Origin of the sequence: Pseudomonas sp. 3296, assembly GCF_031456615.1 — a bacterium.
Lineage (GTDB): Bacteria > Pseudomonadota > Gammaproteobacteria > Pseudomonadales > Pseudomonadaceae > Aquipseudomonas > Aquipseudomonas mucoides.
The window spans coordinates 131228-156140 of the sequence record NZ_JAVDUY010000001.1 but is presented as its reverse complement, the minus strand read 5'-3'; the positions used below and the strand labels follow the sequence as shown (position 1 = coordinate 156140).

Sequence of the window (24913 nt, the reverse complement as noted above, 5' to 3'; positions counted from 1 at the left end):
CGGTTATCGGGCCACCTGATTTTTGGCAATCATATAGCTCAGCTATTTGTTGATTCTTCTGCCTTGCTTTCGTTTAGGTTTGCCTTGAAGTACGTCATAAAATCCTGCCCTTGAGCAAAGGCTTTTTCGATTTTCGAGCTTTGCTCTTTAAGCGCTGGGCTTGGTTTGGCCCATTGTTCAGACGGAAGAGGTTTGGACCACTCAGCAATGGAATCAGGTAGAGACTTCATACTGAAACGATGGTCCCACTCCGCCACCCAGTATGGAAAGCGCCACCAAGTGATCAGGTGTGTCAGGTACCACCAACCAACTCCTAATGCGGAACGTTCGTTGTGCTGGTATTCCTCGTGCATGTCTTGTCGTTCTTTATCGAAGGTGTGGCGACCCTCGTAGGGTGCTTTACCAGGGCAGAACTCCGGTCCTTTTTCCATGTAGGCACGTATGGCTTCCCATTTGCCCAGTCCATGAACAGGAGTCATGACCTCCTGTGTGAGAAAGTGCACCGTATCGGCCTTGGGATTATCTAGGGCCATGCCAAAGGTGTAGCTACTGATTACGCCTACTCCAGTGAATCCGGTGCTGACTGAGATCCACGCAACCGTGTCTTCCCAAGGCTGGATCACGGCTTCGTCGGAGCCATTCGGGAAGAAACAGACCTCTCGGCGTTGACGGTTAAATCGGATGGGTCTGGCGCGGGCTTTGTTCCTTGTGGTGCTGATAATCGCGTACAGGCCAATCAGCGCTGCTCCCCCTCCACACCAGAGCGCTAGTGATATTCCGAACTCAAAAAAATCGTTGAAGTAAAACCAGAAGCTTCTGCCGAATGGGTTTATGAATGCTGCGAAGCCCATCAATGTTGGGAGAACAAATAGACAAACGATAACTACGACTGTTGGGAGTGACACAGCTAATCGTGCTTGGAAAGACTTGGTGAGATTGCTGCTACCCAAGTCCAGATAGGTGTCGTTGACTTCAACAAAACTTCCGCCGAGATCCTTTGGGATTTGCCCGGTCGGAACTGGCAGCGGTGAGAAAAATAATGCTTCACCTGTGGCAAAACGTCGAGTTTCACCCGCCGTGGGGCGGTGATTTTTGAGGTCAAGTTCGACTTGCTGTTCAGGTTTGGATGGCATGCAATTCAACCGAAAAAATGTAGGCGGTTTAGGCCACTACAGGGAGTCGCTAGTTACTAGCAACCAAGGGGCATTCGTGGTACGCGTCCTTAACACAGATACTGATTGAAGCAGCTTGCCATTCTGCGCGTTTAGGGTCGTGGTTTCGAATCGCTTCTCTCGGAAAGATTTATCACCGGCTACGGGGTGGTAGCGTAAAACGACGGAAAGGCCATGCTGGGCGTTAGCTTCGTGTTGGAATATTTCCAAGCCGAGCTTAAGAGGTTCGCCCGGAGCACCTAGCAGATTGAGTTGATACAGCAATGGTTCGCTCCACGCTTCCCAGTCATTGCGCTGTTGGTTAGTTAGCCAGTAAGCACTGAGGCCGAGACTGACATCTTCTAGATCATTGGCTGTCATCCCCGGCACGCTCAAGACGGCCATTGGCTTGCTGTTTACTTGTTGTAGGGCTATCTGTGGAGCGGCAGTAATATTTGCTAACATCAAACGCTCCTCCGCAAGACTTCGGTTTTCGCTCTGCTTGCCCCAAGGACCTTTAAGCAGCCATTTATCCAGTTCGGTCTTATTATTACGGTTGTATAGCCATTCACCACCTAATTGGAGTCCTGTCAGGACTAGGCCAATCAGGTTGGCACGTGCGGCGACGCTGAGCAACTTACCACCAGCCGTAACCCATGCAAGAGCGCGCGCCTGGCTTACATTCGTCATAGCTTCAAAAGTGTATTGAACTGTTCGTGCGGTTGCCCAGCCATTGACAACTAGTTGGCCGGAGTCTCCAGCCAGCGTCATGCTAGCCCCAGCTAGCTTGGCGCCATCGCCTGACCGTAAAGCTTCGGTCCACCTTGCGGCAGACCCTTTTTCACCGTACAAACCGGTGCCTGCGGCAATAGCGCCAAAAAGGTATGAAAACGGCCCCAATACGCCTGTAATTTTGCCTAACTTGGAGGCTAATCCGATTTTAGCGGCGGCACTCGCATAGTTTTCAATTGCGACAGAAAGGCCAGTAATGGCAATTCCTTGGGCCGCGGCAATTGCCCCCCCAAACATTGAAAAAAGAGCATTTGCTACAGCCAACTTATCGGAGAAATCCGCCTCTTTTTTTCTAGCAAATTCACCATAAACAGTCGCAAAGCTGATGATTTGCAGAACCGCTGCAGCTGAAGAAAACAAATCCCCTCCAGCTGATGCGAAAACCGCCTTGCTTATTCCCTTGGAAGGACGCTTGAGCCGATAGTCATCGGCCATCCGCTCAAACTCAAGCACCTGAGCATTGTTAAGCCCTTTAATCTTGAAGGCAGCCTTGCCCGGTCCGTCACCAACAGGACTCATGGCCTGAGCTATCCGTCCTTCAAGGGGAGCGACAGTCTGTTGAATGGCTTTGCGGCGAGATACCAAGGTTTTGTAACCGCCTTTTGGTGACCTTCCTTTACGTTCATCAGCCAGGGTTTGCCGAATCTGATTTTTCAGCGAGGTCATTTGCTGGCGCAGATCTGTCAGTTTGGCTATATCAGCTTTGAACGTGGCAATTTGATTCGCAGAGGCAAACTCCAACGTAATACCTCCCTTACCGAAGGCTCGCAGAACATCTATCCAGGCCGAGCCAGGAATTCGGCGCAATACTTTTGCTGGATCTAGCGGCTGGCCACTGCGTAGCGCTTGCATTGCCTCATCCAGCGCTCCTGCCAGGCGCAATTGCTTTGCCGGCTCATACGCCGTGTCGCGCAACTGACCGAGCACAATGCCGTTTTCACTCAATTGCATTGCTGCTGCGAGATTCTGCGTGAGCAAATTGCCAAATTTTCCGCTGAGTGCCTGCGCACCCTGATAGTCGTCCTTGGCCATATAGGTATCGCGCAGGGACTTGATGAACGATGTGACCTTTGCGTGCATGTCCTTCTGATCAGTCAAGCTCAATGTGAAGAAGGTTGGTACGGTAAAACCCGGCTGTTTCTCGATCAGATCGGCAAGCTTTTCAGTCGCTTTGTCTGTCCGGCAAATGTCTCTCATACAGGCATATTCAGTAGCGAGAGTTGTGTCGAGTTGATCGCCAAATTTGGGATCGAAATACCAGGCTGAGCGTTGGAAGCGTTCTTCACTGATCAGATTTGCGCGATCGTCACTGATCAGGTCCAGCCGTTTGTTCCAACGACTGAGTTGGGCGCGTTGCTGTTTCAGAAAGGCTTCCATAGCGGGCCGATCAATCAGGTCGTTGATGCCCTGTTGTCCCATTTTTGCGCCCTCGAGCGCGTCATCCGCATTTTCTTCGATAGTCTCGATCAGGTCTTCGTACTTGGAATGCAAAGGTCCAAGACTCGTACGCATCCGCGACTTTGAAGCTGCAATAGCCCCACGATGCGTACCAGCGCCTGAATACTGGGTTTGATTTTTAACGTTGACGTAGTCGACGATGGATTGCCGTTGTTCTTCGCTTGTTTCGTCCTTGAGTTTGGCAAAACGCGGGTCGCCTTGGGCGGCATTCAGGATGGTATCGCCGGTGACTGTGTATAAGGATTCGATGTAGCAACCAAATACATACTTCTTTTGGTTTGCCTCCGCATCACTCCAGTCACTGATCCATCCAGTTACCAAATCCTGATGTTCGGCGAGGTCGCGCAGTACACCGATGTCATCCTGTATGACCATATACAGATGGTCACGCTCGTTTTCTGCCTTGACCTGTTTTTTCAGTGCGCCCAGCTGAGTCTTTTTGAAGTGCGATGCTTGCTCCCAGAGATAGTCTTTGCTTTCTTCGGGTTTGACGCCCGTCGGCGCTGGACCTTTACTCGGCTGTTCTGCAATCTCCGCAATCCACCTTTCCGCCTGACTTGGAGTCAGTAGATTAGCTGCGCCTTTCTCAGGGTCTGCATTGGTGAGATCGACCTTTTGCATGAAGTACTCACGTTCAGACTTGTGCTTGCTGACCTGCGCGCATTTGGCGGCGGTCCATTGCACCTCGGAGTAGTTGACATAGAGCTTGCTCAAACGCGGGAAGACCAGCACGGCTTCGCCCACGTTGCTTTCGCGTTTGTTGGCGGTGATTTCGCCTTTTTCCCACAGCAGTTGGGTCACGATGCCGTTCTGGATTCGGTATTCGTGCATGACGGCTTGAGGTTTTTTGTCGACGATGACGTAGAGCCAGCCGTCGCGCATCAAGCGAATGCCTAGTGGGCGAGAAGTGGTTTTGTACGGCATCGCCAGTGCGCTGGATGGGTCTAGTCGTTCGACTAGACCGTAACGCAGTGGGATGAGCTGGATTTTAGCCTTCATCAGCGAGCAGCCGCCCATGGCACACTTGCCGTCGTCCCGGCTTTTTGCAACGTTGTTCGGGCTTTTGCCGGTCAATGTTGGCGTTGTCATCCTTGGCTCCTCAGCGGGGTTTCAGCCCGTTCCTGGGCAATATCAGCGACCCGTTCGAGTCGCTGAGCGGGCGTTTGTTCCGAAGGGGTCTTCAGTATTGCATCCAGATCTGGATGCTCCTCCAGCGCTCGCTCACCGAGAAACCCGTGAATGTTGGCATAAAGTGTGATGTCGAGTTCGGTGTTGAAGCCGCGATCGTACGAGGTCGATGCCAATGCGTGCAGGTGTTCCCAGCGCTGCAACGGCGTCGATTGTGCCTGATAGGTCGGAAAGTATTCGTGCATGTGTTGGTCGAGGCGCAGGACGATGCTCCGAAAATTCACTTCATCCAGTTGGCTGAGTTGTTCGTTGCTCAAGCGGTAGCGTTTGCTGTGATTTGGCTCGGCTGCTTTGCCCGGTTGCTGGTTGATGTGCCAGCAACCCAGCGCCGCATCGGCGGAGACGATCTGCGAGCAAGGACCGAACAGGGTAGGGTCCTTGATGCTCTCGGCGTGGCTAAGCAATGCGTGGGCCACGGCAGGGTCGGCGACGCGCAGCAGGACTTCTTCACCCTGAGGATGCATGACGCTGGTCAGCCAGCGGAAGTGCTCGACCATTTGTGCCCAGGGTTGATCGCTGAACACCATGTAGCCCCATTCCTGGCGGGACTCAGCCAGAAATTTCGCGAGGATGGGATTGTTCTGCGCTTTTATCTGAACCAGACACGGCGAAACGTCACCCAATTCAGCCCACGGGGTACCGAGGTAGAGCGGCTCAAAAATCGGATCGTCCGACCATTGATAAAGGTGCTGGGGCAGTTTTTCGACGCTGACGCCATCCAGCAGCAAACCGACCGTGCCATTCCACGGCAATCCTTGAGGCAACCCATTTTCCAGCGGCCACTCGGACTTAAGCATTTTGCGCCTCCAGTTTGGCCTTCTCGCAGATCGCGCAGATCGGCTTCTTCTGCATCAAAGCTTGCCGTTGCGCAGGGACCAATAGTTGCCCGGCCTTATCCGCATCCGCCTGCTTCAACACCCCCGGCAACAACGGCGCAGCCCCCGTCCCGCTACCCGGCCCACCCCCGGAGTTCATGTTGATCACCGGCCCGCTCATGGTCACGCCGCCAGCATCGATCTTGATAAAGCTGCCACCCCCGATCAGCGTCAACTCACTGCCCGCTTCAAGCACGACTTTCATGCCGCTGCTCAGGTGGATTTCCTGACCCGCGTCGATGAATTGCCCGGTGCCGATCTTGATGTGCTGATTCACGCCCACCGTCAGGTGGTCATTCGCCCGGGCTTCGACTTTGCGATCGGCATACACCGTGTGGTGTTCTTCGGCCTTGAATTCGCTGTAGCTGTTTTGCTCGACGGTGTCGTGGCGTTCGTTGCCGACGCGGATTTTCTGGTCGTGTTCGACGTTTTCGTCCCAGTCGCGCTGGGCGTGCAGGAAGATTTGTTCCTGGCCCTTTTTGTCTTCGATGCGCAGTTCGTTGTAACCGCCGCCACCAGGGGAGCTCAGGGTCTTGAAGGTGCTGCGGGTTTTGTTCGCCGGCAGGTCGTAGGGGACGACGTTTTCCTTGTGGTACAGGCAGCCGCTGATCAGCGGTTGGTCGGGGTCGCCTTCGAGGAAGGTGACGAGCACTTCCATGCCGATGCGCGGGATGGCGATGCCGCCGTAGTGGGCGCCGGCCCAGGCGGAGGAGACGCGCAGCCAGCAGCTGGTTTTGTCATCGGCCTGGCCTTCGCGGTCCCAGTGGAATTGCACTTTGACGCGGCCGTACTGGTCGCAGTGGATCTCTTCACCTTTAGGTCCGGTGACCACGGCGCTTTGGCTGCCGAGGATGCGGGGCTTGGGATGATGCAGCGGCGGGCGATTCGGCACGTCCCACGGGGTGGCCTGGAAGCGGTTGCGATAACCCTGATGGAAATCGTCCTTGAGGTTAGTCGTGCTGCTGGTGACCGACTCTTCCAGCACTTGCGGCTGTTTGCCTTCGTGGAGGATTTCGGTGAGCAGCCACAGGTCGTTCCATTTGGCTTTCGGGTGCTGGGTCAGGGCCAGGAAATGGCCGCTGACCAGTATCGGCTGATCGCTTTTGCCTTCGGCGAGCTGGAAGTCGCTGCGGTGACGTTCGAGGGCGCGTTTGGCCAGGTGCTTGCCGCGTTCGCGGTCGAGGAAGCGGCCGGGGTAGTCGTAGTCTTCGAGGTCGGGCAGGGCGTCGCCACGGTTTTCGCTTTCGAGGGTGAGGCGTGGTTTTTCGAAGTCGTAGTCGCGGCGGGTGGTACGGCTGGTGCGGGTTTCCAGGCGCAGGTCGAAGCGCTTGATCACCGGGTCGTTGGCGACCATGCCGGAGTCTTGCTGGTAGGCCACGGGGGCGAGTTTCGGGAACACCGTCTGGTCATCGCCGAACACCAGTTTGTGGGCGGTGGCGCTGTGCTGAAAGTGGTAGTGGATACCTTCTTCCTCGCACAGGCGCTGGATGAACTGCAGGTCCGATTCATCGTATTGAACGCAGTAGATGCGCTCGGGATAAATCGCCCCGACGTTGAATTCGTAGGCGTTGCTCTGGATACCATGCTCTTCGAGGACTTTGCCGATGATTTTCGGCACGCTGAGGTTCTGGAAGATGCGCTGGTTGATGCGGTGCGCCAGGTAGGACAATTGCGGGCGCAGGGTCACCGCGTAGCGGGTCAGGCGTTTGCCGGAATCACCCTGGGCGGCCCGGTAGATCTGGCCGTGAATGCCGCTGCCGTCCGGCGAGAGCTGCAAAAAGGCCGGTTTGTGCAGCAGGGCTTCGAGGTCCAGGGACGGCTGTTCACTGACCAGCTCCACCTCAAACACGAACGGTTGGCTGATCGCCTCCCGGCCTTGCAAGGACAGCACCTGCAAATCGCTGGATAGACCTTCGATGGTCAGGGCAAAGTGAGTCTGATTGGCCGGCGCGAACATCCCTTGTTCCTCGTGCAGTGCTGCGGCGTGCGCCAATGGCCGAAAAGGCCTCGGCAGACGCAAAAATTCTGGAAGGGCGAAAACAACATCGACCAGCAGAGCTGGCCGATGCTTGAGACGGTCGGCCTGATTTAGGCGACCGGCAGACGCCAGTCATCGGAACCCGAAGTACCGGAAACTTCGTGGGTCCAGGTGATTTTGCGGTAGGTGAACTGCACTTCTTCCAGGTGCGTGAAGTGGGAGTTCGATGGGTCCTGGCAGTTGTGCATTTTGTTGTTGATGGCGACGATGATGGCGTCTTCCAGTTTGGTGGTGTAGTAGTGCTCTTGGGTACCTTGAGCCGAAGTGCGGTACCACTGGATAACGATTTCGCTCATGCGCTCGCCGGAAGTCAGAGCGGCTTGCAGCAGTGGCGAGGACTTGTCATAGACCTTGGTGATCACCACTGGCTTGTGAACGCGCTGACCGGTTGGCTGACCGGATTGCGGGTCACGCGGGATGATCACGTCGTGGCTGAAAGCCTGAACCATGACCTGGTCTTCGTGACCTTCCTGGTAGGTGTTGCCAACCGAGTCGGCGGTGAATGCGCCGGCGGTGATCAGACCTTGTTTTTCGCCAGTGACGGACATGTACGCTGGTGTAGCCATGGGTGTGCTCCTTGCTAAAAATTTAGGGTGCCCGGGAGGCGTGTATCGCCCGGTGGGTGCCTGACTGTTATCAAGGTCCGTGCCATAAACGGTTAACGTTATATAAATCAGTGGTTTGAGTTGGTTTTATCACGAAGGAAAAGATTTTCATCTTGGAACCCAAAGGAATGTGCGCAAGAACTTGCACACCACTGCGCAACTTCTTGCGCACTCGGCTGGAGGGCCTGCCAGGCCGGGCGATCAGCCGCAAGGCAGGACATTTCTGAAGGATCAGTGCGCAACTTCTTGCGCATAACGGCCTTGCGCCACCCGTCAACGGCGCCTGACATCCGGTGCAACGAATGGGCCGGCCGCAAGGTCCATAAAAACAGCGCCGTCGAGCGTCCGAACAACCCTGAAACGGAGTGAGAACGACATGAAAATCCTGATGGTTTTAACGTCCCACGATCAATTGGGTGATACAGGCAAGAAAACCGGCTTCTGGCTGGAAGAATTCGCCGCTCCGTATTTCGCCTTCAAGGACGCCGGTGCTCAGCTGACCCTGGCCTCGCCCAAGGGTGGCCAACCACCGCTGGACCCGAAAAGCGACGAGCCCGACTTTCAAACCGAAGCCACCCATCGTTTCCGCAAAGACTCTGCCGCCCAAGCGGCGCTGGCGTCTACGGCGGTGCTGAGCACGGTGAGACCTGAGGATTACGACGCCGTGTTTTATCCCGGCGGTCATGGTCCGCTGTGGGATTTGGCCGAAGACAGTTATTCGATTGCGCTGATCGAAGCGTTTATCAAGGCCGGCAAACCGGTCGCGGCGGTCTGCCATGCACCGGGTGTGTTGCGTAGGGTCAAAGGCACGGACGGACAGCCGTTGGTCAAAGGCAAGCGCGTGACGGGGTTTACCAACTCGGAGGAAGAAGCGGTGCAACTGACAAAGGTCGTGCCGTTTCTGGTGGAAGACATGCTGAAGGAGAAGGGCGGGATTTATTCCAAGGGTGATGACTGGGCGAGCTATGTGGTTGAGGACGGGTTGCTGATCACTGGGCAGAACCCGGCGTCTTCGCAGGCAGGCGCCGAAGCATTGTTGGCGAAGCTCCGCTAAACCTCTAGCCGCTGGCGCACGCTGCGCCAGCGGCTACATGTGGTGTGTCTCAAATAGCGTGCCCCAACGTGGCATAGCATTCTTCAATCGAGCGCCGCTGCGTCTCGGCATACAACCCCAGCTCATCAATCGTCAATCGTCCCAGCGCCTGTTCAAACGCCTGCTGATTCGAATGCACGCCATAGTGGGTTTGCGCCGCGTCTCCCAGGTTCGACTGGAAAATCCCCGCCGCACTCACCGGCAGAAAGTCCTCATACACCAGCGGTTCGACCCGCAGATACCCGCCGTCCAGCAAATCCTCCAGCGACAATGATTCCAGCGCATCCGCCGCCAGGCCTTTTTCCGTCACGAAGTAGCGAAAGTACGCCAGTTCCTGTCGGCGCATGCCTTCGTACGTGTCAGGGAATTCGCCAAAGTGCTGCGTCATCAGCGCGTTGTAGCGTGCGGCATTGGCTTCATTGGGGAAGTCTTTCAACTCGTCCCGAGCGGCGTTGAGCAAACGGTCGTACAACGCCCGTCCCTTGGGTGTCAGCGCGGCACCACGCTGCTCGATTTCACCGAAACGCGCGCTGTGGCTGCCACGGGTTTCAGCTTGATCGGTGAACCCAACCGGCTCGTCCAGCGCCTTGAAACTGGTCTGGCGCAGCAGGATCGGGCACTGCCGGCGGGGCGGGCCTTCGACCACCGCTTTAGGGGTGATGCCGTGGGCAGGCATTTGCGCCTGAACGATGTCGATGTCCAGCGTACGCGGGGTCAGGTGGTTGATGTGCGGGCCTTTGAAGGCCACGACGTCGGCGATCAGGCGATGCTGGTTGCTGAGTTTCTGGTATTGCTCGGCGGTAACCGTGGCGCTGTGGTGCCAGCGGAAGGTTTCCAGCGCCTGTTCGACGAACTGCTGCGCTTCTTGTTCGGTAAGGCCGCCCTCGGTTTCTGCGCGTTCGATCAGGGCCAGCGCTGTCGGGGTGAAGATCTGGCGCTTGTCCAGCACCGACTGGGCGAAGGCGCGCAGTTCCAGGTCTTCGATCAGCTCCAGACGCAGCAATGAAGTGAATACGCGGAACGGGCTGACTTGCAACGCGTCTTCATGCACCGCGCGAAACGCCGTGGAATGCACCGGCACGCCGGCCGGGGTCAGGTCGTAATAACCCACCGGTTGCATGCCCATCACGGCGAACAAACGGGCGAGCGTGGCCAGTTCTGCGGCGGTGCCGACGCGGATTGCACCGTGACGTTCCAGATCCAGGCGTTCGATTTCGCCGGTGCTGTTCAGCTGACGGGCGATCTGCGGGTCGTTGTCCAGCACGTATTGGTTAGTCTGCTCCACCAGCTCCATGAGTGCGCCGTACAGCGGCACTTCTTCGCGGTACATGTCGGACATCGCTTTGGAGAAGCGTTGACGGATCAGGTCAGGGCTGACGAAGGGTGACTGGCTCATGAAAGAAATTCCCGGCGCGGTGACGTAAAGGATGTGCGAAAAGATCGCAGCCTTCAGCGGCGCCGACAAACGAAGAATCTTACGGACTTCATTCTCCCCAGGACTGCTGCTACAGGGCCGGGTTACAGGTGCGAGCGGCTTTCGGTGCGCAGTGATCCCAGGAACTCGCGATACAGACGTGCGGTATTGGCCGGCTGTTCGACCATCGGCATGTGCCCGACGTGGTCCCAGATATGCACTCGCAGATCGACGATGCCTTTGCTCCAGACGGCCACGCTGCTGACGTCGATCAAACGGTCCTTGTGTCCCCATAGCAGCAGCGCCGGGCATTTGATGTCGGCCAGTTTGGGTTCCATCGGCGGGCTGGCGCGGAAGTCGTTGAAGATTTCTTCCAGCTCATCGCGGCTTTGCTCATAGCGCTGGGCAACGGCGTCCAGCACCACGCCGGGCACCCATGGCGGTTCGGCCATGGTCATGGCGTAGAAACGCCGAAACTCTTCCCGCGAATGAATCAGGAAAGGATTGTGCCCCTTGGCCAGGTGTCGCTCCAGATCACTGGCCTCGGGCGCAGTGACGCCGGCCGGGTCGATCAGCGCCACAGAGGCGATCCGGTCCGGGTAGGTGGCCGCCAGCCACGCCGCGATGTAGCCGCCCATGGAGTTGCCGATCACATGCACCTTCTCGACTCCGCAGACGTCGAGCAGCTGGATCATCCGCTTGGCTTGCAACGCAATGTCATAGCCGCCACCGGCCTTGAAGCCGGTTTCGCCATGGCCGGCAATGTCTGGAATGATCACCCGATGCGTGCCGACAAAATGCCGTGCGAAGCGCAACCACAGGTTTTTGTCGGCGCTGTAGCCGTGCAGCATCAGCACACTGCTGGACGCCTCATACGGCCCGCCTTGCCAGGTCGAGACGGTCATTTCATTGATCGGCACGACGATCTTGTGCAGCCGATACAGCTTGGCCTCGATCGCCATGTTCCAGTCGTACAGCCAATAACCGATGGTCGGGTAGCTCAACCAGCTCCAGGCCACGATAACCGCGATAATGACGACCAATAGAAGCATCGGATGACTTCCTTAAACGTGATCAGGACAGAATGTGGTCGGCCGGTTTCAAGGCCCGGGTCAATCGGTGATAGCTGAAACTAAACCCCGGAAACATGGCGATCACATGACCGCTCTTGCTTTGATACCAGCTGTGACAGCCTCCAGACTTCCAAACGGTGCGCTCCATTTCCCTGTGGATCATTTCAGTGTAGGTACGTTCCGCTTCGGGGCGTACTTCAATACTGCGTAAACCCTGTGCTTTTAACGTACGGATGCAGTCGAGGATGTAATTCATCTGCGATTCGATGATAAACAGCGCCGAGGTGTGGCCAATGCCGGTGTTGGGGCCGGTGACGATAAACAGGTTCGGGAAGTCCGGCAGGCTGGTGCCCAGATAGGCCCGCGGGTACTGCGCCCAGACGTCCTTGAGTCGTGTGCCGTGTTTGCCGGTGACGGGGTAGGAAATCACCCCGTCAGTGGCGTCGTAACCGGTGGACCAGACGATCAGGTCGAGGTCGATGTGCTGGCCGTCCTGAGTGACGATGCCGGTTTCATCGATGGAAGTGATGCCCTGTTCGCGACTGTGCAACGTTACGTTGGGGCGGCTCAGCGCCGGGTAGTAGGTGCTGGAGACCAGCACGCGTTTGCAGCCGATGGTGAAGTCCGGTGTCAGTTTTCGGCGTAGTTCGGGGTCGGGCACCTGGCGCTTGAGAAAGCGCAAGGCCTGATGCTGAACCATGCGGATCGCCGGTTTCGAGTATTTGAAGGCAATCACCCGGGTTTCGAACTGCCAGTAGATCATCCAACGCAGCAGTTTGTAGGCCGGTTTCAGGCCCAGCAGCCAACGCTGGAAAGGACCAAACGCGCGGTCAGCCCTGGGCAATACCCAGTGCGCCGTGCGCTGGAACACATGCAGGTGCGCGACGTCCGGGGCAATCGTCGGAATGACCTGCGCGGCACTGGCGCCGCTGCCGACGATGGCCACGCGTTTTTGCCGGTAATCGTAGGAATGGTCCCAGTTGTTGGTGTGAAAGCTCTTGCCCTGAAAGCGTTCCATACCTTCGAAGTGCGGGACGACCGGTTGGCTCAACGGCCCTGTCGCGTTAATCAGAAACTGCGCGTAAAACGTGCCTTTGATGCCGGTGTGCACGGCCCAGCGTTTGCTGGCGTCATCCCATTCGATGCGTTCGACATTGGCTTCCAGCTCGACCCTGTCGCGCAAGCCGAAGTGTTCCACCACGTACTGGGTGTAGTGGTGCAGTTCCGCCTGTTGGGCGAACATTTGCGTCCAGCGATAGGGCGCAAAGGACAGCGAATAAAGGGGCGAGGGCACATCCACAGCGGCGCCGGGGTAGGTGTTCTGGCACCAGGTGCCGCCAAAAAAGTCCCGCCGTTCCAGCAAGCGAAAATCGTCGATGCCGGCCTTGAGCAAATTGATCGCCGCGCACTGACCGCCAAAACCGCTGCCGATGATCAACACTTGAAAAGTCTGCATGGGCCTCCTTTTTTGGAGTTATTGATTGAACCCTCCCTTCATGTATAGCCAAACATTGAGGACTCGCCTCATGGCAATACCCCGGTATTCAGACCGCTCACCGGTGATGGCTATTTAACGTCGCCCTGATAGACTTCAAACGCACCTGCAAGCCCGGTGTTATCCGGTTCCGTTGAGTGGCGCAGAGGCCCTATGGCAAAAGCGGGGAAAGGTCTTTCATTGGCCAGGAGGCTTTATACATCGCGAACCCTGGGCCTGGCCTTGGGACTGTTGTGCGTGGGCGCGGCGATGTACCCACTCGACCCGGCACCGTGGGTGTGGGGACTCATGCTGTTCAATGGCGTGGTGTGGCCGCACGTTGCTTATCAGTGGGCACGTCGGGCCAAGGTGCCGTTTCACGCCGAACACCGCAACATCCTCGTCGATGCCTTTCTCGGCGGTTTTTGGGTGGCGGCCATGCAGTTCAATCCACTGCCCAGCGTTGCAACGTTGTCGATGATGGCGATGAACAACGTCGCCATCGGCGGCATGCGATTCCTCTTGGTAGGCACCGTCGCGCAGATTCTCGGGATGGGGGTTGGATGGCTGGCGTTTACCCCGGCGTTCATTCCGTCGACAACACCGTTGCAGATGTTCGCCTGCATGCCGCTGCTGATTCTGTATCCCATGGCGCTGGGCTGGATCTGCTTCCGTCAGGCCACTACTCTGGGTCTGCAAAAGCGTGAGTTGCTGGCCCTGAGCCGCACCGACAGCCTGACCGGCCTGCTGAACCATGGCGCCTGGAAGGATCAACTCGAAGTCGAATTCCAGCGCTGCCAACGCCTGCAGCAGGGCGGGGCGATTGCGCTGATCGACATCGATCATTTCAAAGCGATCAATGACACTTACGGCCACGTCGCCGGGGACATCGTGTTGCGCCAGTTGAGCAAAATGCTCAAGCAGAACCTGCGTGTCGCCGATGTGGCCGGGCGCTATGGCGGCGACGAGTTCTGCGTGATCCTGCCCGATATGCCGTTGAACAGCGCCGCTGCGACGATGGAGGCTCTGCGCGACCGCTTTGCCACGTTGGGTTACGAGCAGAGTCCGGCGTTGAAAGTCAGTTTGAGTATTGGCCTGGCGGCTTTCAGTTCGGCGCACACCGATGCGACGTTATGGCTCAACGATGCGGATCAGGCGTTGTATGAAGCCAAGGCCACGGGCCGCAATCGCGTGATCTGCCGCACCAATGGCAAGCCCTATCGTGAACTGCTCGACCCCGTCTGAAGGCCGGTCCAATACCCTGTGGGAGCCGAGCTTGCTCGCGAAAGGGCAATAACAGGCAATACAAATAAACCGCCTGAACCGTCACTCCTTCACACGCATAAACTCTTCGGCCCAACGAATGTAGTCCTCAGGCTGCGTGTACGTATGCGTCAGCTCCGTGGCGCTCAAGTCGGACGCCTGGGTAAAGATCTGCCGCTGCTCGCGCAAGCTGTCGTATGTCGCCTTGATCGCCGCAAAGTAAGCGCCATGCCCGTCAATGGTCACCCGCACGCCCAGTTCAGCCAGGCGTTTGTCGTCGCGCAGCGCCGGGTTGCCGTAGGTGACCAGCATCAGCGGCACGCTCAGGTGTTCGGCGATTTTTTCCAGTTGATCGAAGTCCTGCACGCCTACCATGCAGATCCCGTCCGCCCCGGCGGCTTGGTATTGCTGGGTGCGGCTGATGATTTCCTGGATCGGCAGAATGCCGGCGTTGGTGCGGGCGATGATCGCCATTTCCGAATCAACCCGGGCTTCCAGCGCGGCGCGGATCTTGCCGACGCCTTCTGCGACCCCGATCAGGTCGGTGGATTTACGGCCGAATTGCGCCGGCAGCAAGGTGTCTTCAATAGTCAGGGCGGCGATGCCGGCGCGTTCGAGTTCGACGATGGTGCGCATCACGTTGAGCGCGTTGCCGTAGCCATGGTCGGCGTCGGCGATGACCGGTAGTTGCGCGACGCGGCCAATGCGCGTGGCCTGTTCGGCGAACTCGCTGAGGGTGATCAACGCAAAGTCGGGGGCGCCCAGCACCTGCAACGATGCGACGGAGCCGCCCAGAATTCCCACTTCAAAACCCAGGTCAGCGGCAATGCGGGCCGACATCGGGTCGAAGACCGAAGCCGTGTGATAGCAGGTGTTGGAAGCGAACAATTCGCGAAAGTTACGGCGCAAATCTTGATGGGAAAGCCTGGACATACGAGTTCCACCACTGCAATTGGAATGGAAGGGCTTGAGCAAAAGTGTCAACGCCGAAGGAACAAAAGGCTATCACGGGGGCGGGGGGCAAATGATGACGAATTTACAGGGATGCCGGTTTTTTCGTCGGTGCGTTCAGAAAAAGGCCGCAGACCTGATCGGTCTGCAGCTTGCGGCATGTTTAACGGTGGCGCGTTCAGCCGTTAGCCGTCACGTTCCAGATTTGCTTGATTTCATGGATGTTACCCACGTTATAGCGAAGCACGAATTCGCCACACGGGGATTGCTTGGTAGTCTCGACGGGAGTGTTGATCACGTTGGTACCTGCACGCAGCAGCGGGGTTTCATTCCAGTTGTTCGTTGGCTTGTTCATGTTTTCTTCCTTTGGTTTTTATCGGGTAGCGAATGACTACCACTATTAAGCAGTGCCAGCGTTTTTTCAAAGAACGCTGTTTCCTGCGTAGCAATACCGGGATAAGTCGGTATGTAGTTTTCGTCGAAGCACCACGCTTCTTCGTTTTTAACCGATCGTTGAGGATGGATCAGTAAACTCAACGAAGCGGACATTGTTTTCGGGGGGAGCTGCTTGTGTATTTCCTGTAGTGGAAGCATGTGCAGGACCTCGCCGGGTGCGAGTTTAAGTACTCGCTCTTCGCCGAGTATCGGTCTTGCATTCACGCGAATCGGTGTGTCATCAAGTATTTTTCGGGTCACGGTTATATAGCCGTCGCCGCTGTAACCCATGGCATAGATTTCAAAGTCGTGGGTGTGGTTCAAATCGTAGATGAACGTTTCACTTTCGTCTTGAGAAGAGACCGGTGACCAAAAACCCAAACGAACAGTAAACAGGTCGTTGTAATACAGAACAAAAGCATAAGCGCTATAGATACTGTTGCGTGTGCTGAAACCTTCTTGCTGAATAATGTTGTAAAGGTGCTCGCTCAGCAAGGTACGGTTGGTACTCAGTTGACGTAAGTCTTCTATTATTTGTGGCTTGTCTCGCTCTAGATCGTAAGCCGCCATTCGCTCAACAAATGTATTCAGCTTCATGCTGCTTCACTCTGTTGTTCGAGTAAAACATTCAGGCGACTGTTTTGCAGGTTTCTCAACAGTGGTACGAAATGCAGTGCGGCTTGCGGATCGATTTTATGAATGACCTGAAATGCCTTCCACGCGACGGCGGGGTGGTAGTGATAAATCAATTCTTCGGCCACTTTGCCTGCCCCTGGATCCTGCGCCGCTTCAAGTAATTCAAGGCTCACCAGGTAGCGTGCGGCGCTATCGTCATGGGGAAACCAGGCGATTTTGTGTCGAGAGGCACGATCAAATACCCCGATATCTGCGCTTTTATCTGGCAGGTTGATACTCCCAATGAATGTCGCGTGCCCGTCGCCCGTGGGGTTGCTGTCGAACAGGACCTTCGTGCCGTCGATGAATAACGGGTTGTTGGCGTCGACAATGACCTGCTTTCCAAGTATCAGATTGTTGGCTTCTACTCCATAGAGCTGGACAGGAAATGACTGGTCGTTGATGGCAAACAAAACGCTGTTGCCTGGAACGGTGTACAGCTGCGGTGACGGCGGTGCGCGATCAGGTACTTTGAGACTGATGTTTCCACTGTCGTTGCAGTACAGTGTCAATGTTCCGGTGAGGGTGTTTGTTGACTTCATGATCGTCGCGCTTTTAGATGTTTCATGAGGGTGTTCAGACGTGTTGTGCAGCACGCTGACTAACTTATGAAGTTCAGCGGATGTGTCCAGTGTTTTTAAAGTGGTTATCAGTTCATTGGGTGATAAGGTTGCGTTTAAAAGTGTCTTGATCATGAAGTATTCTGCTTCGGTTCTTTGGGGTGGGGCGATCAGCTGGTTTGAGGTTGTGCGAAATACCGGGGCGTAAGATCAATTGTCTATAGGGCGTTGCGTGGTGGGCTCGTTTAATGTGGCCGGTTTGTGTTTTTAGTATGGGGAGGGCGACCACTAAAGGCAATTTAGTAGTTGTTAGTTGATGTTGTCAGTTGTTAATGGATATTTATGGTGGGCTGATCCGCTATGGCGGATTTTGGTTTACATTGATTATTAAAACCGTGGCGACACTGTTACGCCGCCACAGCCTGCTGCTGTTGCTTCAACAAAGGCACCGCACGCACCGAATTGCCAGGTTGCAGTTGCAGGCGTTTGGCGGTGAGGCGGTCGACCACCAAACTGTTGCCGACCAGGCGTGCCTTGGCCACGGTAATGCGGCAGTTTTCCAGGCGGCGGTTGTGGATCAGCCACACCGGGGCCTGTTCGTCGGGTGTGCCAATGGCCAGTACCAGCGCCTGGCTGTCGCGCACGCTACGGATTTTCGCCACCGGCGCTTCGATCACCGGCCCGGCGTCGAAAATGTCGATATAACCCTGGTGGGCAAAGCCCTCGGCATTCAGGAGCTTCATCGCCGGTACGGTGTTCGGATGCGCTTTGCCGATCACCGCTTGGGCCTGCTCAGTCAGCAGGCAGGTGTAAAGCGGTTGGCGTGGCATCAGTTCGGCGATGAAGGATTTGTTGCCCAGCCCCGACAGGTGGTCGGCGTAGCTGAATTCCTTTTTGAAGAAGTGTCGGCCAAGGCTGTCCCAGAACGGTGAACAGCCGTGCTCGTCGGCGCTGCCACGCAGTTCGGCGATGAGTTTGTCGCCGAACAATTGTGGGAACTCGGCGACGAACAGCAGCCGTCCCAGCGACAGTAGCCGGCCGTTCGTACCCTGGCGTTGATCGTGACGCAGGAACAGCGAGCACAGCTCCGATTGGCCGGTCATTTCGTTGTTCAGGAACAAGGTCGGAATCTGCCGCGCGATCCCAAGATCCGGCGAAGCGCTGACAGTCAGCCCCACCCGGTAGTTGTACCAGGGTTCACGCAGGCCCACGGCGCCAGACATTGCACTGACGCCGACCACTTGCTGATCGTCATCCTCCAGCACAAACAGGTAATCGGCATCTGCACGCTCCACCTGTTCGGCGAATGTCCGCTGGGCCCAGCGCACCCGGTGTGCCAGGCGATCCTCGTTGGCCGGCAGGGTGGAGAACCCGGGGCCGGCCTGTTGCACCAGATCCATCAAGGCGGGCAGGTCGGTGACGCGAACCGGGCGGACAATCATGATGCAGCTCCTTCTTTGCGCCAGTTCGGGCGCTGTCGTTGGGCACGGGGCCGGGTGATGCTCACAAGGCGATCAGCCGGATCGGGCTGCCATCGGTCACGTTCAAGGCCTGACACATCTCGGCGCTCAACCCCACCGGTTGCCCGGTTACAACATCCAGTTCGACGACGATCGCGCGAAAGCCTTCGAGCGCATCGTTGCTCACCAGGTAACGACCGCGTGCATCGATGGATAAGCGCCGTTTCACCGTGCGGGTCTGGCTTTGGGCGATGGAGAGCACGTTCGAGGTGCGCGCATACAGGGTCGGGCCACCGTCGAACAGGTCGACGTAGCTGTTGGTTTCAAAGCCTTCGCGCTCAAGAATATCGAAGGCCTCCTGGCCATCCGGGTGAATCCGGCCAATGCAGTCCTGGGCCGCCTGGGGCAGCATCGGCACGTAGATCGGGTACTGCGGCATCAGTTCGGCGAGGAAGGTCCGGGTTTCCAGTCCGCACAGCCGTTCGGCCTCAGTGTAAGGCAGGTCGAAAAAGTGTTTGCCCACCGCGTCCCAGAACGGAGATTGCCCCTCATCGCTGCTGTAACCGACGATTTCGGTGATGACCGCGTCGGCAAAGCGCTGCGGATGGGCGGCGATGAACAATAGCCGTGCCCGTGACAGCAACTCCGAAAATGCAGTGCGCACCAGCGTAGTATCAATGTGAAAGCCGCGCAGCAAGGTGTGACCGTTGAGGTCCTGGCACAGCGACAGCGCCGGCACGCCATGTTCGATGTTCAGTTCCCGAGAGGCGCTGGTGAAGTGGCGGTTGCGCAAGCTGTAGAACGGCTCGTTGAAGCCGGCGGTGGCCAGGAGCTCCGAACAACCTGCCAGGCGTTGGGTCGTCAGGTCCTCCAGCACGAAGAAGTAATTCTCCGGGCCCTGTGCCTCAACGTCTTTTTCGAATGAGGCGCAGGAATCGAGAATCCTGAGGCGCAGGCGTTCTGTGTCGTCCGGCAACGACGTGACGCCCACCAGGCTGTCGCGCGCGAGTTGTTGTAACTGGGGCAGGTCGGTTAACTCGACTGGGCGTAAGACCAGCATGGATGTACTCCTGTATCAAAGGGTTCGGCGATGTGTTCCGAACCTGACTATCACTGTCGGTTTCCACGCGTTGAAGCAGCGATCGGCTGATTTGTTGTCAGACGCCGGCCTTCTTATTTCAAGCCGTTGCTCGGCTCGGACAGCACCGTACGGAGGCCGGTTTTGTTGAGCAAAAAAAATAGGTCAGTCCCAAGGCTATGGCGCGGGGAGGGCGCGTAAAGAGGCGGGGCCAGTGCAGATGGACTTGTTGCAGGTGAGGACGTGGTTGCAAGAGAGGGCTGAGCCCGTTACGCCGGTACGGCGCCAGCAAGGCGCATGTGACCTTGCGTTCCGACGACGTCAGCTCCAGGCCAGCGTCGGTGATCAGGTCTCTGAAGGTGGGCATCCGGGCTCCTGCTGGATGGCGATGTCGGTTTCATTTCAAAAATTGCGAAAGCAGTATTTATGTAGCCGAGCCTACAAGTCTAGTGAATTTTTCCACGCCTTTTTTGAGCCCGAAAACAGTGCGTAAACCTCGTGCTAAAGGAGCTACATGGAATTCGACAGCGCTTGTAGGCAATCGCCGGAATCTGTGTCGGAGATTGCCGAATTACACTGGTTCATCAGGCGGGCAAGCGCTGTGGGCCGGCTGAAACGAACGCCCTTAATCGGGCTTCTTGCGGCACAATCAGGCGAATATCGTCGGCGCGTTGCCGTTTCCGTTTCATCGCCAGGGTGTTAATCCGTGCAAACAACCCGTTTGACCTTGATCTGTCACGCTCGAACCGTCGCACAGAAATTGGCGCGTTTTCCTACGAACGAACCGCTGGAATTGGATTGGCAATCGGCGAAGGGTTCGCGTCGTCATGCGTTCAAAGGGATACCGCGTTTGCTCTGCGCTCCGGAATTGCGCACCCGACAAACGGCCGCACTGTTTGGCGATGAAGTTGAAGTGATCGATGCATTGAGCGATTGCGACTTCGGGCAGTGGCAGGGCGTGCGCATTGATGACCTGCAAACGTCGCAGCCCGAGGCGCTCCAGGCCTGGTTCGATGACCCAACCTCGGCGCCCCATGGCGGTGAGTCGGTGGCGCAACTGGGTCAGCGCGTGGCGCAGTGGCTGCACACCCTTGAGGCCACTCCGGGGCATGTTGTTGCGGTCACCCATCCGTTTGTCATTCGCGCTGCGCTCACCCTGGTATTGCAGGGGGCGGCGTTCAACCAGATTGACGTCGAACCTTTGTCAGCCATTGAGTTGCGGTTCACCGGCCGCTGGCGCCTGCGCTTGCTCGGCACTGATGCCCAAGGAGTGCTGTGATGAGAAAACTGTTGGTCATCGGCATCGGCGCCGGCAATCCCGACTACATCACGATGCAGGCTGTGAAGGCGTTGAATCTCGTCGATGTGTTTTTCCTGATGGACAAGGGCCAGGACAAAGATTCACTGATCAACCTGCGTCGCGACATCTGCGAACGCTACATCACCGATCACGACTATCGCTTCGTCGAAGCCCACAGCCCCGAGCGTGAGCGCGGTGAGGTGGACTACACGAGCAGTGTCGAAGACCTCAACCTGGCCAAGCAATTGACCTTCGAACGGCTGATCAACGAGGAAATGACTGACGAGCAATGCGCCGGTTTCCTGGTGTGGGGCGATCCGGCGTTGTACGACAGCACGATCCGGATTTTGCAGGCGATCCTGGCGACGGGGCGCTGTGTGTTCGAGTTCGAGGTGATCCCCGGCATCACCAGCGTCCAGGCACTGGCAGCGCGGCATAAGGTGCCGTTGAATCGCATTGGTCGCTCGATTGAAATCACCACCGGGCGCCGTTTGGCTGCGGGGCAGGTGAGTGACGCGGACAGTGTGGTGGTGATGCTGGATGCGCAAGATGCCTACCGACAGGTGGCTGATCAGCAGACCGTGATTTACTGGGGTGCTTATTTGGGGACGCCGGATGAGAGGTTGATCAGCGGCAAGCTTGAAGAGGTAGCGGATGAGATTGAGCGGGTGCGCAAGGCGGCTCGATTGGCGAATGGGTGGATTATGGATACCTATCTGCTGCGCAAGCCTTGAAATCAGTGGGGCCCTGAAGGTCAGCTCAAATGCCAGCCATGCCCCCACGCCCAAACCGCTCCCGATACACCGACGGCGGCACCCCCACTACCCCCCGAAACGCCACCCGAAAACTCTCCACCGACCGATACCCGCACTGCTCGGCAATCTGATCGGTATTGTGCCCGGTGCCCTCCAGCAACTCCCGGGCCCGCGCCAGTCGCTCATGCTGCAACCAGGCTTTGGGCGACATCCCGGTGGCTTCGGTAAACCGGCGCAGAAACGTCCGCTCACTCATCGCCGCCTCGCTCGCCAGTTCACGAACCTCCAGCGGCTGGTGCAAGCGCTCCCGTGCCCATTGCATGACGCGTGACACGTCACTGCGTGGCGTCGGGCTGACCGGTGTCGGAATAAACTGCGCCTGGCCGCCGGTGCGTTGCGGCGACATCACCAGCCGTCGAGCCACCGTGTTCGCCACTTGCGTACCGAAATCCCGCGCCACCAGGTGCAGGCAGGCATCGATGCCCGCCGCGCTGCCGGCCGAGGTAATCAATTGACCGGCATCGACATACAACACCTGCGGGTCCACCAGAATGTGCGGAAAACGTTCAGCCAGTTCAGTGGTGTAGCGCCAATGGGTGGTAGCGCCGTGACCGTCGAGCAAACCGGTCGCCGCCAGCACAAACACCCCGGAACAGATCGACAGCAATCGCGCCCCACGTGCATGGGCCTTGCGCAAGGCGTCGAGCAAGTGTTCGGGCACCGGCGCATGACGGTCGCGCCAGCCGGGAATGATGATGGTCCGGGCTTCTTCGAGCAGCTCCATGCCACCATCGGCCAGCACCTGAATGCCGCCCATGGCGCGCATCGGGCCTTGGTCCACGGCGACAATCCGGTGTTCGTACCACGGGAAGTCGAACTCTGGCCGCGCCAGGCCGAAAATCTCCACGGCAATGCCGAACTCGAAAGTACAAAGGCCGTCGTAGGCCAGAATCGCGACCAATCCAGGGTTAGGCTGCATTTGGCGGAAAGTTCCCGGTGAGTGTCTTGTGCGCCACTGTAGCGGCAAGTGGCGGGCGGATAAAGTCCTCTCACGCCCACACACTATGGAGTACAGAACATGACCAGCCTGGTTCGCGAAATCCCCGCCGCTCCTTCGGCCATTGCCTTGATGCATTTCAGCAACCGCCTGACTTTCGAAACCGACTGTTCCGACGTCCACACCAGCCAACAGGCCGGCGAAGTGGATTTTGTGCTGGTGGACGTTCGCGGTCCGCTGGCGTTCGAACGCGGTCATGTGCCGGGCGCCATCAATATTGCGGGGCGATTACTGACCGCTGAAGGTCTCGCGGCTTACCCGAAAAGCAGTTTGTTCGTGGTGTATTGCGCGGGCCCGCATTGCAACGGCGCCAACAAGGCCGCTGTGAAGCTTGCGGCGCTGGGTTACCCGGTCAAGGAAATGATCGGCGGAGTGACGGGGTGGCTGGACGAAGGGTTTGAGTTGAGTGTGGCGGTGCAGCGGCCTGCCTCGACCGCCATAGGGTGTGAATGTTGATCAACCATTGCGCATAGCGGACGAAGCGGTCCACCACCCATCCAGCGTCGCCTGCAACCAGTCATATACGGCGGTGTAGGCGGCGCTGTCCTGTTCACCCCGAGGCAACGGTGATGCCTCACCAAAGTGCTCATTGAGCATCGCCACCGACTCGGCATTCCACTCCGGATGGAACTGCAACCCCACACGCATCGGCCCCACCCGATACATCTGCTGTTCGCATTGGGCGCTGCTGGCGAGCAATTGCGCGCCGGGCGGCAGATCAATTGCGTCTTCGTGCCACTCCAGCACCTTCAGCCGCTGGCCATCGGCGAACGTCACCTCAGTCCAGCCGGTTTCGGTTCGATCCATCCGCCGCACCTGTCCGCCCAGGCTCAACGCCAACAACTGCGCCCCCAGGCAAATCGCAAACACCGGAGCGCCCTGATTCAGGCTGCCCGCCAGCCACTGCCGTTCGGCTTCCAGCCAGAGCGGTCCGGCGTTGGATTCATAGGGCCCACCCAACACCATCACCGGTGTCGCGCTCACTGGCGGCAATTGGCCGAGGTCGGCGCGAAAGACGTTCAGCGTCAAGCCTCGGGACGTGGCCCATTCAGCAATCGCACCCGGACCTTCGGCGGGGTGGTGCTGGATCAGGTTCAATGTTGGCATCAGGATTCCCTGTCGTTTTTGTGTGTAGGTTTTGTCTGATTAAAGGACTTGTCCTACAGTCTGTGCACTGCGGTGGCGCACACTTCAAGGGACTCCATTACGCGAGCCACTTTTCTGTAAGTATTTGTCGCTTAAACACAATTTGCCCATTTGAAGCCACTCTAGACTGCCGACCACTTCGGTTTTCACCGGCCGAAAGCCAATCGTAAGCTGCCAATAAAAGTCTCCGCACACGGGAGTAATAAATGAAAAAGCTAGTGATGTTCGGTGCCCTGGCACTGTCGATGTTGTCCTTGACCGCTGTGGCCGATGACGCCAAGCCGATCCGCATCGGTATAGAAGCCGGTTACCCGCCATTCTCGATGAAAACCCCCGACGGCAAACTGACCGGTTTCGACGTGGACATCGGCGATGCGCTGTGTGAGCAGATGAAAGTCAAGTGTACGTGGGTCGAGCAGGAATTCGACGGCCTGATCCCGGCACTCAAAGTGAAGAAAATCGACGCGATCCTGTCGTCCATGACCATCACTGACGACCGCAAGAAGAACGTCGATTTCACCATCAAGTACTACCACACGCCAGCGCGCTTCGTGATGAAGGAAGGTACTGACGTCAAGGACCCGCTGACCGATCTCAAAGGCAAGAAAGTCGGTGTGCTGCGCGCCAGTACCCACGACCGCTTCGCCACCGAAGTGCTGGTGCCGGCCGGGATTCAGCTGGTTCGCTACGGTTCCCAGCAGGAAGCCAACCTGGACATGGTCTCTGGCCGCGTTGACGCGCTGCTGGCCGATTCGGTCAACCTGGACGACGGTTTCCTGAAAACCGACGCCGGTAAAGGTTTCGCCTTCGTAGGCCCGGAATACAACGATCCGAAATACTTCGGTGGCGGTGCCGGCATTGCCGTGCGCAAGGGCGATACCGCCCTGGCCGAGCAGTTCAACGCGGCGATCACCGAAATCCGCGCCAACGGCAAGTACAAGCAAGTGCAGGACAAGTACTTCAAGTTTGACGTTTACGGCGAGTAATCGCGCCGTTCAAAAAAGTGGCAACCGTTGACGCGGTTGCCATTTTTTTTTGCGCATTCTTTCTAGCAACAGAGAGCAGGGGGATC

General features: G+C 57.4%; 22 protein-coding genes. 6 read left to right on the top strand and 16 right to left on the bottom strand.

The features are described from left to right. Window positions 1-38: 38 nt before the first annotated feature. From J2X66_RS00810 to J2X66_RS00790, 5 genes are all read right to left on the bottom strand, one after another. Entirely contained in the window at window positions 39-1133 is a 1095-nt protein-coding gene (locus J2X66_RS00810) for a DUF6708 domain-containing protein (protein ID WP_310259644.1), read from the bottom strand. Between the two features lie 36 nt (window positions 1134-1169). Further along, complete coding sequence (locus J2X66_RS00805) at window positions 1170-4490, bottom strand: toxin VasX (protein WP_310259642.1); 3321 nt, start codon at window positions 4488-4490, stop codon at window positions 1170-1172. Then, window positions 4487-5386 (bottom strand): DUF4123 domain-containing protein, encoded by a 900-nt coding sequence (locus J2X66_RS00800; protein WP_310259639.1) that lies wholly within the window; start codon window positions 5384-5386, stop codon window positions 4487-4489. The genes J2X66_RS00805 and J2X66_RS00800 overlap by 4 nt, the downstream gene beginning before the upstream one ends. Beyond that, window positions 5379-7421 carry a type VI secretion system tip protein TssI/VgrG gene (tssI, locus tag J2X66_RS00795; protein WP_310259636.1) on the bottom strand — a complete coding sequence of 681 codons (2043 nt, stop codon included), beginning with the start codon at window positions 7419-7421 and terminating at the stop codon, window positions 5379-5381. Before tssI ends, J2X66_RS00800 begins: the two co-directional genes overlap by 8 nt. 131 nt (window positions 7422-7552) lie before the next feature. Next, window positions 7553-8068: an Hcp family type VI secretion system effector gene (locus tag J2X66_RS00790; protein WP_007948242.1), complete on the bottom strand. Its 516-nt coding sequence runs from the start codon at window positions 8066-8068 to the stop codon at window positions 7553-7555. Between the two features lie 415 nt (window positions 8069-8483). Between J2X66_RS00790 and J2X66_RS00785 the strand changes: the two genes are divergently transcribed. Further along, window positions 8484-9161 carry a type 1 glutamine amidotransferase domain-containing protein gene (locus J2X66_RS00785; RefSeq protein ID WP_310259622.1) on the top strand — a complete coding sequence of 226 codons (678 nt, stop codon included), beginning with the start codon at window positions 8484-8486 and terminating at the stop codon, window positions 9159-9161. A 49-nt stretch (window positions 9162-9210) separates the two neighbouring features. Here the strand turns inward: J2X66_RS00785 and J2X66_RS00780 are convergent, their stop codons facing one another. From J2X66_RS00780 to J2X66_RS00770, 3 genes are all read right to left on the bottom strand, one after another. Next, a complete protein-coding gene (locus tag J2X66_RS00780) occupies window positions 9211-10596 on the bottom strand; it encodes a VOC family protein (protein WP_310259618.1) in 1386 nt (461 codons plus the stop codon). A gap of 122 nt (window positions 10597-10718) precedes the next feature. Beyond that, the gene (locus tag J2X66_RS00775; protein ID WP_310259614.1) at window positions 10719-11666 is read right to left on the bottom strand and encodes an alpha/beta fold hydrolase; all 948 of its coding nucleotides are present in this window, start codon (window positions 11664-11666) and stop codon (window positions 10719-10721) included. Window positions 11667-11688: 22 nt separating this feature from the next. Next, window positions 11689-13143, bottom strand: a complete 1455-nt coding sequence (locus J2X66_RS00770) for an NAD(P)/FAD-dependent oxidoreductase (RefSeq protein ID WP_310259611.1) — start codon at window positions 13141-13143, stop codon at window positions 11689-11691. 192 nt (window positions 13144-13335) lie between these two features. On the opposite strand from J2X66_RS00770, the gene J2X66_RS00765 reads away from it, so the two are divergent. After that, window positions 13336-14406: a diguanylate cyclase gene (locus tag J2X66_RS00765; protein ID WP_310259609.1), complete on the top strand. Its 1071-nt coding sequence runs from the start codon at window positions 13336-13338 to the stop codon at window positions 14404-14406. 81 nt (window positions 14407-14487) lie between these two features. Here the strand turns inward: J2X66_RS00765 and J2X66_RS00760 are convergent, their stop codons facing one another. The 6 genes from J2X66_RS00760 to J2X66_RS00735 all read right to left on the bottom strand — a co-directional run bounded on the left by J2X66_RS00760 (window position 14488) and on the right by J2X66_RS00735 (window position 19565). Beyond that, window positions 14488-15357: an oxaloacetate decarboxylase gene (locus J2X66_RS00760; RefSeq protein WP_027925208.1), complete on the bottom strand. Its 870-nt coding sequence runs from the start codon at window positions 15355-15357 to the stop codon at window positions 14488-14490. 196 nt (window positions 15358-15553) lie between these two features. After that, window positions 15554-15730, bottom strand: a complete 177-nt coding sequence (locus tag J2X66_RS00755) for a hypothetical protein (protein ID WP_172825910.1) — start codon at window positions 15728-15730, stop codon at window positions 15554-15556. Continuing rightward, window positions 15727-16407 carry a hypothetical protein gene (locus J2X66_RS00750; protein WP_027925209.1) on the bottom strand — a complete coding sequence of 227 codons (681 nt, stop codon included), beginning with the start codon at window positions 16405-16407 and terminating at the stop codon, window positions 15727-15729. Before J2X66_RS00750 ends, J2X66_RS00755 begins: the two co-directional genes overlap by 4 nt. Next, a complete protein-coding gene (locus tag J2X66_RS00745) occupies window positions 16404-17180 on the bottom strand; it encodes a hypothetical protein (RefSeq protein ID WP_310259602.1) in 777 nt (258 codons plus the stop codon). Before J2X66_RS00745 ends, J2X66_RS00750 begins: the two co-directional genes overlap by 4 nt. Before the next feature lie 272 nt (window positions 17181-17452). Continuing rightward, window positions 17453-18487 (bottom strand): arginine N-succinyltransferase, encoded by a 1035-nt coding sequence (astA, locus tag J2X66_RS00740; RefSeq protein ID WP_310259600.1) that lies wholly within the window; start codon window positions 18485-18487, stop codon window positions 17453-17455. A 61-nt stretch (window positions 18488-18548) separates the two neighbouring features. After that, window positions 18549-19565, bottom strand: a complete 1017-nt coding sequence (locus J2X66_RS00735) for an arginine N-succinyltransferase (protein WP_310259597.1) — start codon at window positions 19563-19565, stop codon at window positions 18549-18551. Window positions 19566-20289: 724 nt separating this feature from the next. On the opposite strand from J2X66_RS00735, the gene J2X66_RS00725 reads away from it, so the two are divergent. Both J2X66_RS00725 and cobF read left to right on the top strand, forming a co-directional pair. Then, window positions 20290-20862 (top strand): histidine phosphatase family protein, encoded by a 573-nt coding sequence (locus J2X66_RS00725; RefSeq protein ID WP_310259593.1) that lies wholly within the window; start codon window positions 20290-20292, stop codon window positions 20860-20862. Beyond that, a complete protein-coding gene (gene cobF, locus J2X66_RS00720) occupies window positions 20862-21617 on the top strand; it encodes a precorrin-6A synthase (deacetylating) (RefSeq protein ID WP_310259590.1) in 756 nt (251 codons plus the stop codon). Before J2X66_RS00725 ends, cobF begins: the two co-directional genes overlap by 1 nt. Before the next feature lie 25 nt (window positions 21618-21642). Here the strand turns inward: cobF and ftrA are convergent, their stop codons facing one another. Beyond that, complete coding sequence (gene ftrA, locus J2X66_RS00715; protein ID WP_310259586.1) at window positions 21643-22617, bottom strand: transcriptional regulator FtrA; 975 nt, start codon at window positions 22615-22617, stop codon at window positions 21643-21645. Between the two features lie 99 nt (window positions 22618-22716). On the opposite strand from ftrA, the gene J2X66_RS00710 reads away from it, so the two are divergent. Further along, complete coding sequence (locus J2X66_RS00710; protein ID WP_027925217.1) at window positions 22717-23151, top strand: rhodanese-like domain-containing protein; 435 nt, start codon at window positions 22717-22719, stop codon at window positions 23149-23151. On the opposite strand, the gene J2X66_RS00705 is transcribed toward J2X66_RS00710, so the two are convergent. Beyond that, window positions 23152-23802 carry a type 1 glutamine amidotransferase gene (locus J2X66_RS00705; protein WP_310259583.1) on the bottom strand — a complete coding sequence of 217 codons (651 nt, stop codon included), beginning with the start codon at window positions 23800-23802 and terminating at the stop codon, window positions 23152-23154. It abuts the gene before it with no gap. Window positions 23803-24047: 245 nt separating this feature from the next. Here J2X66_RS00705 and J2X66_RS00700 point away from each other — a divergent pair, with 245 nt between their 5' ends. Beyond that, on the top strand, window positions 24048-24827 hold the full coding sequence (locus tag J2X66_RS00700) for an ABC transporter substrate-binding protein (RefSeq protein WP_310259580.1): 780 nt from the start codon (window positions 24048-24050) through the stop codon (window positions 24825-24827). Window positions 24828-24913 lie beyond the last annotated feature (86 nt).

Bases quoted from the DNA above. Each gene is read 5' to 3' on its own strand.
- J2X66_RS00810 (WP_310259644.1), bottom strand. From the start codon at position 1,133: ATGCCATCCAAACCTGAACAGCAAGTCGAACTTGACCTCAAAAATCAC.
- J2X66_RS00805 (WP_310259642.1), bottom strand. From the start codon at position 4,490: ATGACAACGCCAACATTGACCGGCAAAAGCCCGAACAACGTTGCAAAA.
- J2X66_RS00800 (WP_310259639.1), bottom strand. From the start codon at position 5,386: ATGCTTAAGTCCGAGTGGCCGCTGGAAAATGGGTTGCCTCAAGGATTG.
- tssI (WP_310259636.1), bottom strand. From the start codon at position 7,421: ATGTTCGCGCCGGCCAATCAGACTCACTTTGCCCTGACCATCGAAGGT.
- J2X66_RS00790 (WP_007948242.1), bottom strand. From the start codon at position 8,068: ATGGCTACACCAGCGTACATGTCCGTCACTGGCGAAAAACAAGGTCTG.
- J2X66_RS00785 (WP_310259622.1), top strand. From the start codon at position 8,484: ATGAAAATCCTGATGGTTTTAACGTCCCACGATCAATTGGGTGATACA.
- J2X66_RS00780 (WP_310259618.1), bottom strand. From the start codon at position 10,596: ATGAGCCAGTCACCCTTCGTCAGCCCTGACCTGATCCGTCAACGCTTC.
- J2X66_RS00775 (WP_310259614.1), bottom strand. From the start codon at position 11,666: ATGCTTCTATTGGTCGTCATTATCGCGGTTATCGTGGCCTGGAGCTGG.
- J2X66_RS00770 (WP_310259611.1), bottom strand. From the start codon at position 13,143: ATGCAGACTTTTCAAGTGTTGATCATCGGCAGCGGTTTTGGCGGTCAG.
- J2X66_RS00765 (WP_310259609.1), top strand. From the start codon at position 13,336: ATGGCAAAAGCGGGGAAAGGTCTTTCATTGGCCAGGAGGCTTTATACA.
- J2X66_RS00760 (WP_027925208.1), bottom strand. From the start codon at position 15,357: ATGTCCAGGCTTTCCCATCAAGATTTGCGCCGTAACTTTCGCGAATTG.
- J2X66_RS00755 (WP_172825910.1), bottom strand. From the start codon at position 15,730: ATGAACAAGCCAACGAACAACTGGAATGAAACCCCGCTGCTGCGTGCA.
- J2X66_RS00750 (WP_027925209.1), bottom strand. From the start codon at position 16,407: ATGAAGCTGAATACATTTGTTGAGCGAATGGCGGCTTACGATCTAGAG.
- J2X66_RS00745 (WP_310259602.1), bottom strand. From the start codon at position 17,180: ATGATCAAGACACTTTTAAACGCAACCTTATCACCCAATGAACTGATA.
- astA (WP_310259600.1), bottom strand. From the start codon at position 18,487: ATGATTGTCCGCCCGGTTCGCGTCACCGACCTGCCCGCCTTGATGGAT.
- J2X66_RS00735 (WP_310259597.1), bottom strand. From the start codon at position 19,565: ATGCTGGTCTTACGCCCAGTCGAGTTAACCGACCTGCCCCAGTTACAA.
- cobF (WP_310259590.1), top strand. From the start codon at position 20,862: ATGAGAAAACTGTTGGTCATCGGCATCGGCGCCGGCAATCCCGACTAC.
- ftrA (WP_310259586.1), bottom strand. From the start codon at position 22,617: ATGCAGCCTAACCCTGGATTGGTCGCGATTCTGGCCTACGACGGCCTT.
- J2X66_RS00710 (WP_027925217.1), top strand. From the start codon at position 22,717: ATGACCAGCCTGGTTCGCGAAATCCCCGCCGCTCCTTCGGCCATTGCC.
- J2X66_RS00705 (WP_310259583.1), bottom strand. From the start codon at position 23,802: ATGCCAACATTGAACCTGATCCAGCACCACCCCGCCGAAGGTCCGGGT.
- J2X66_RS00700 (WP_310259580.1), top strand. From the start codon at position 24,048: ATGAAAAAGCTAGTGATGTTCGGTGCCCTGGCACTGTCGATGTTGTCC.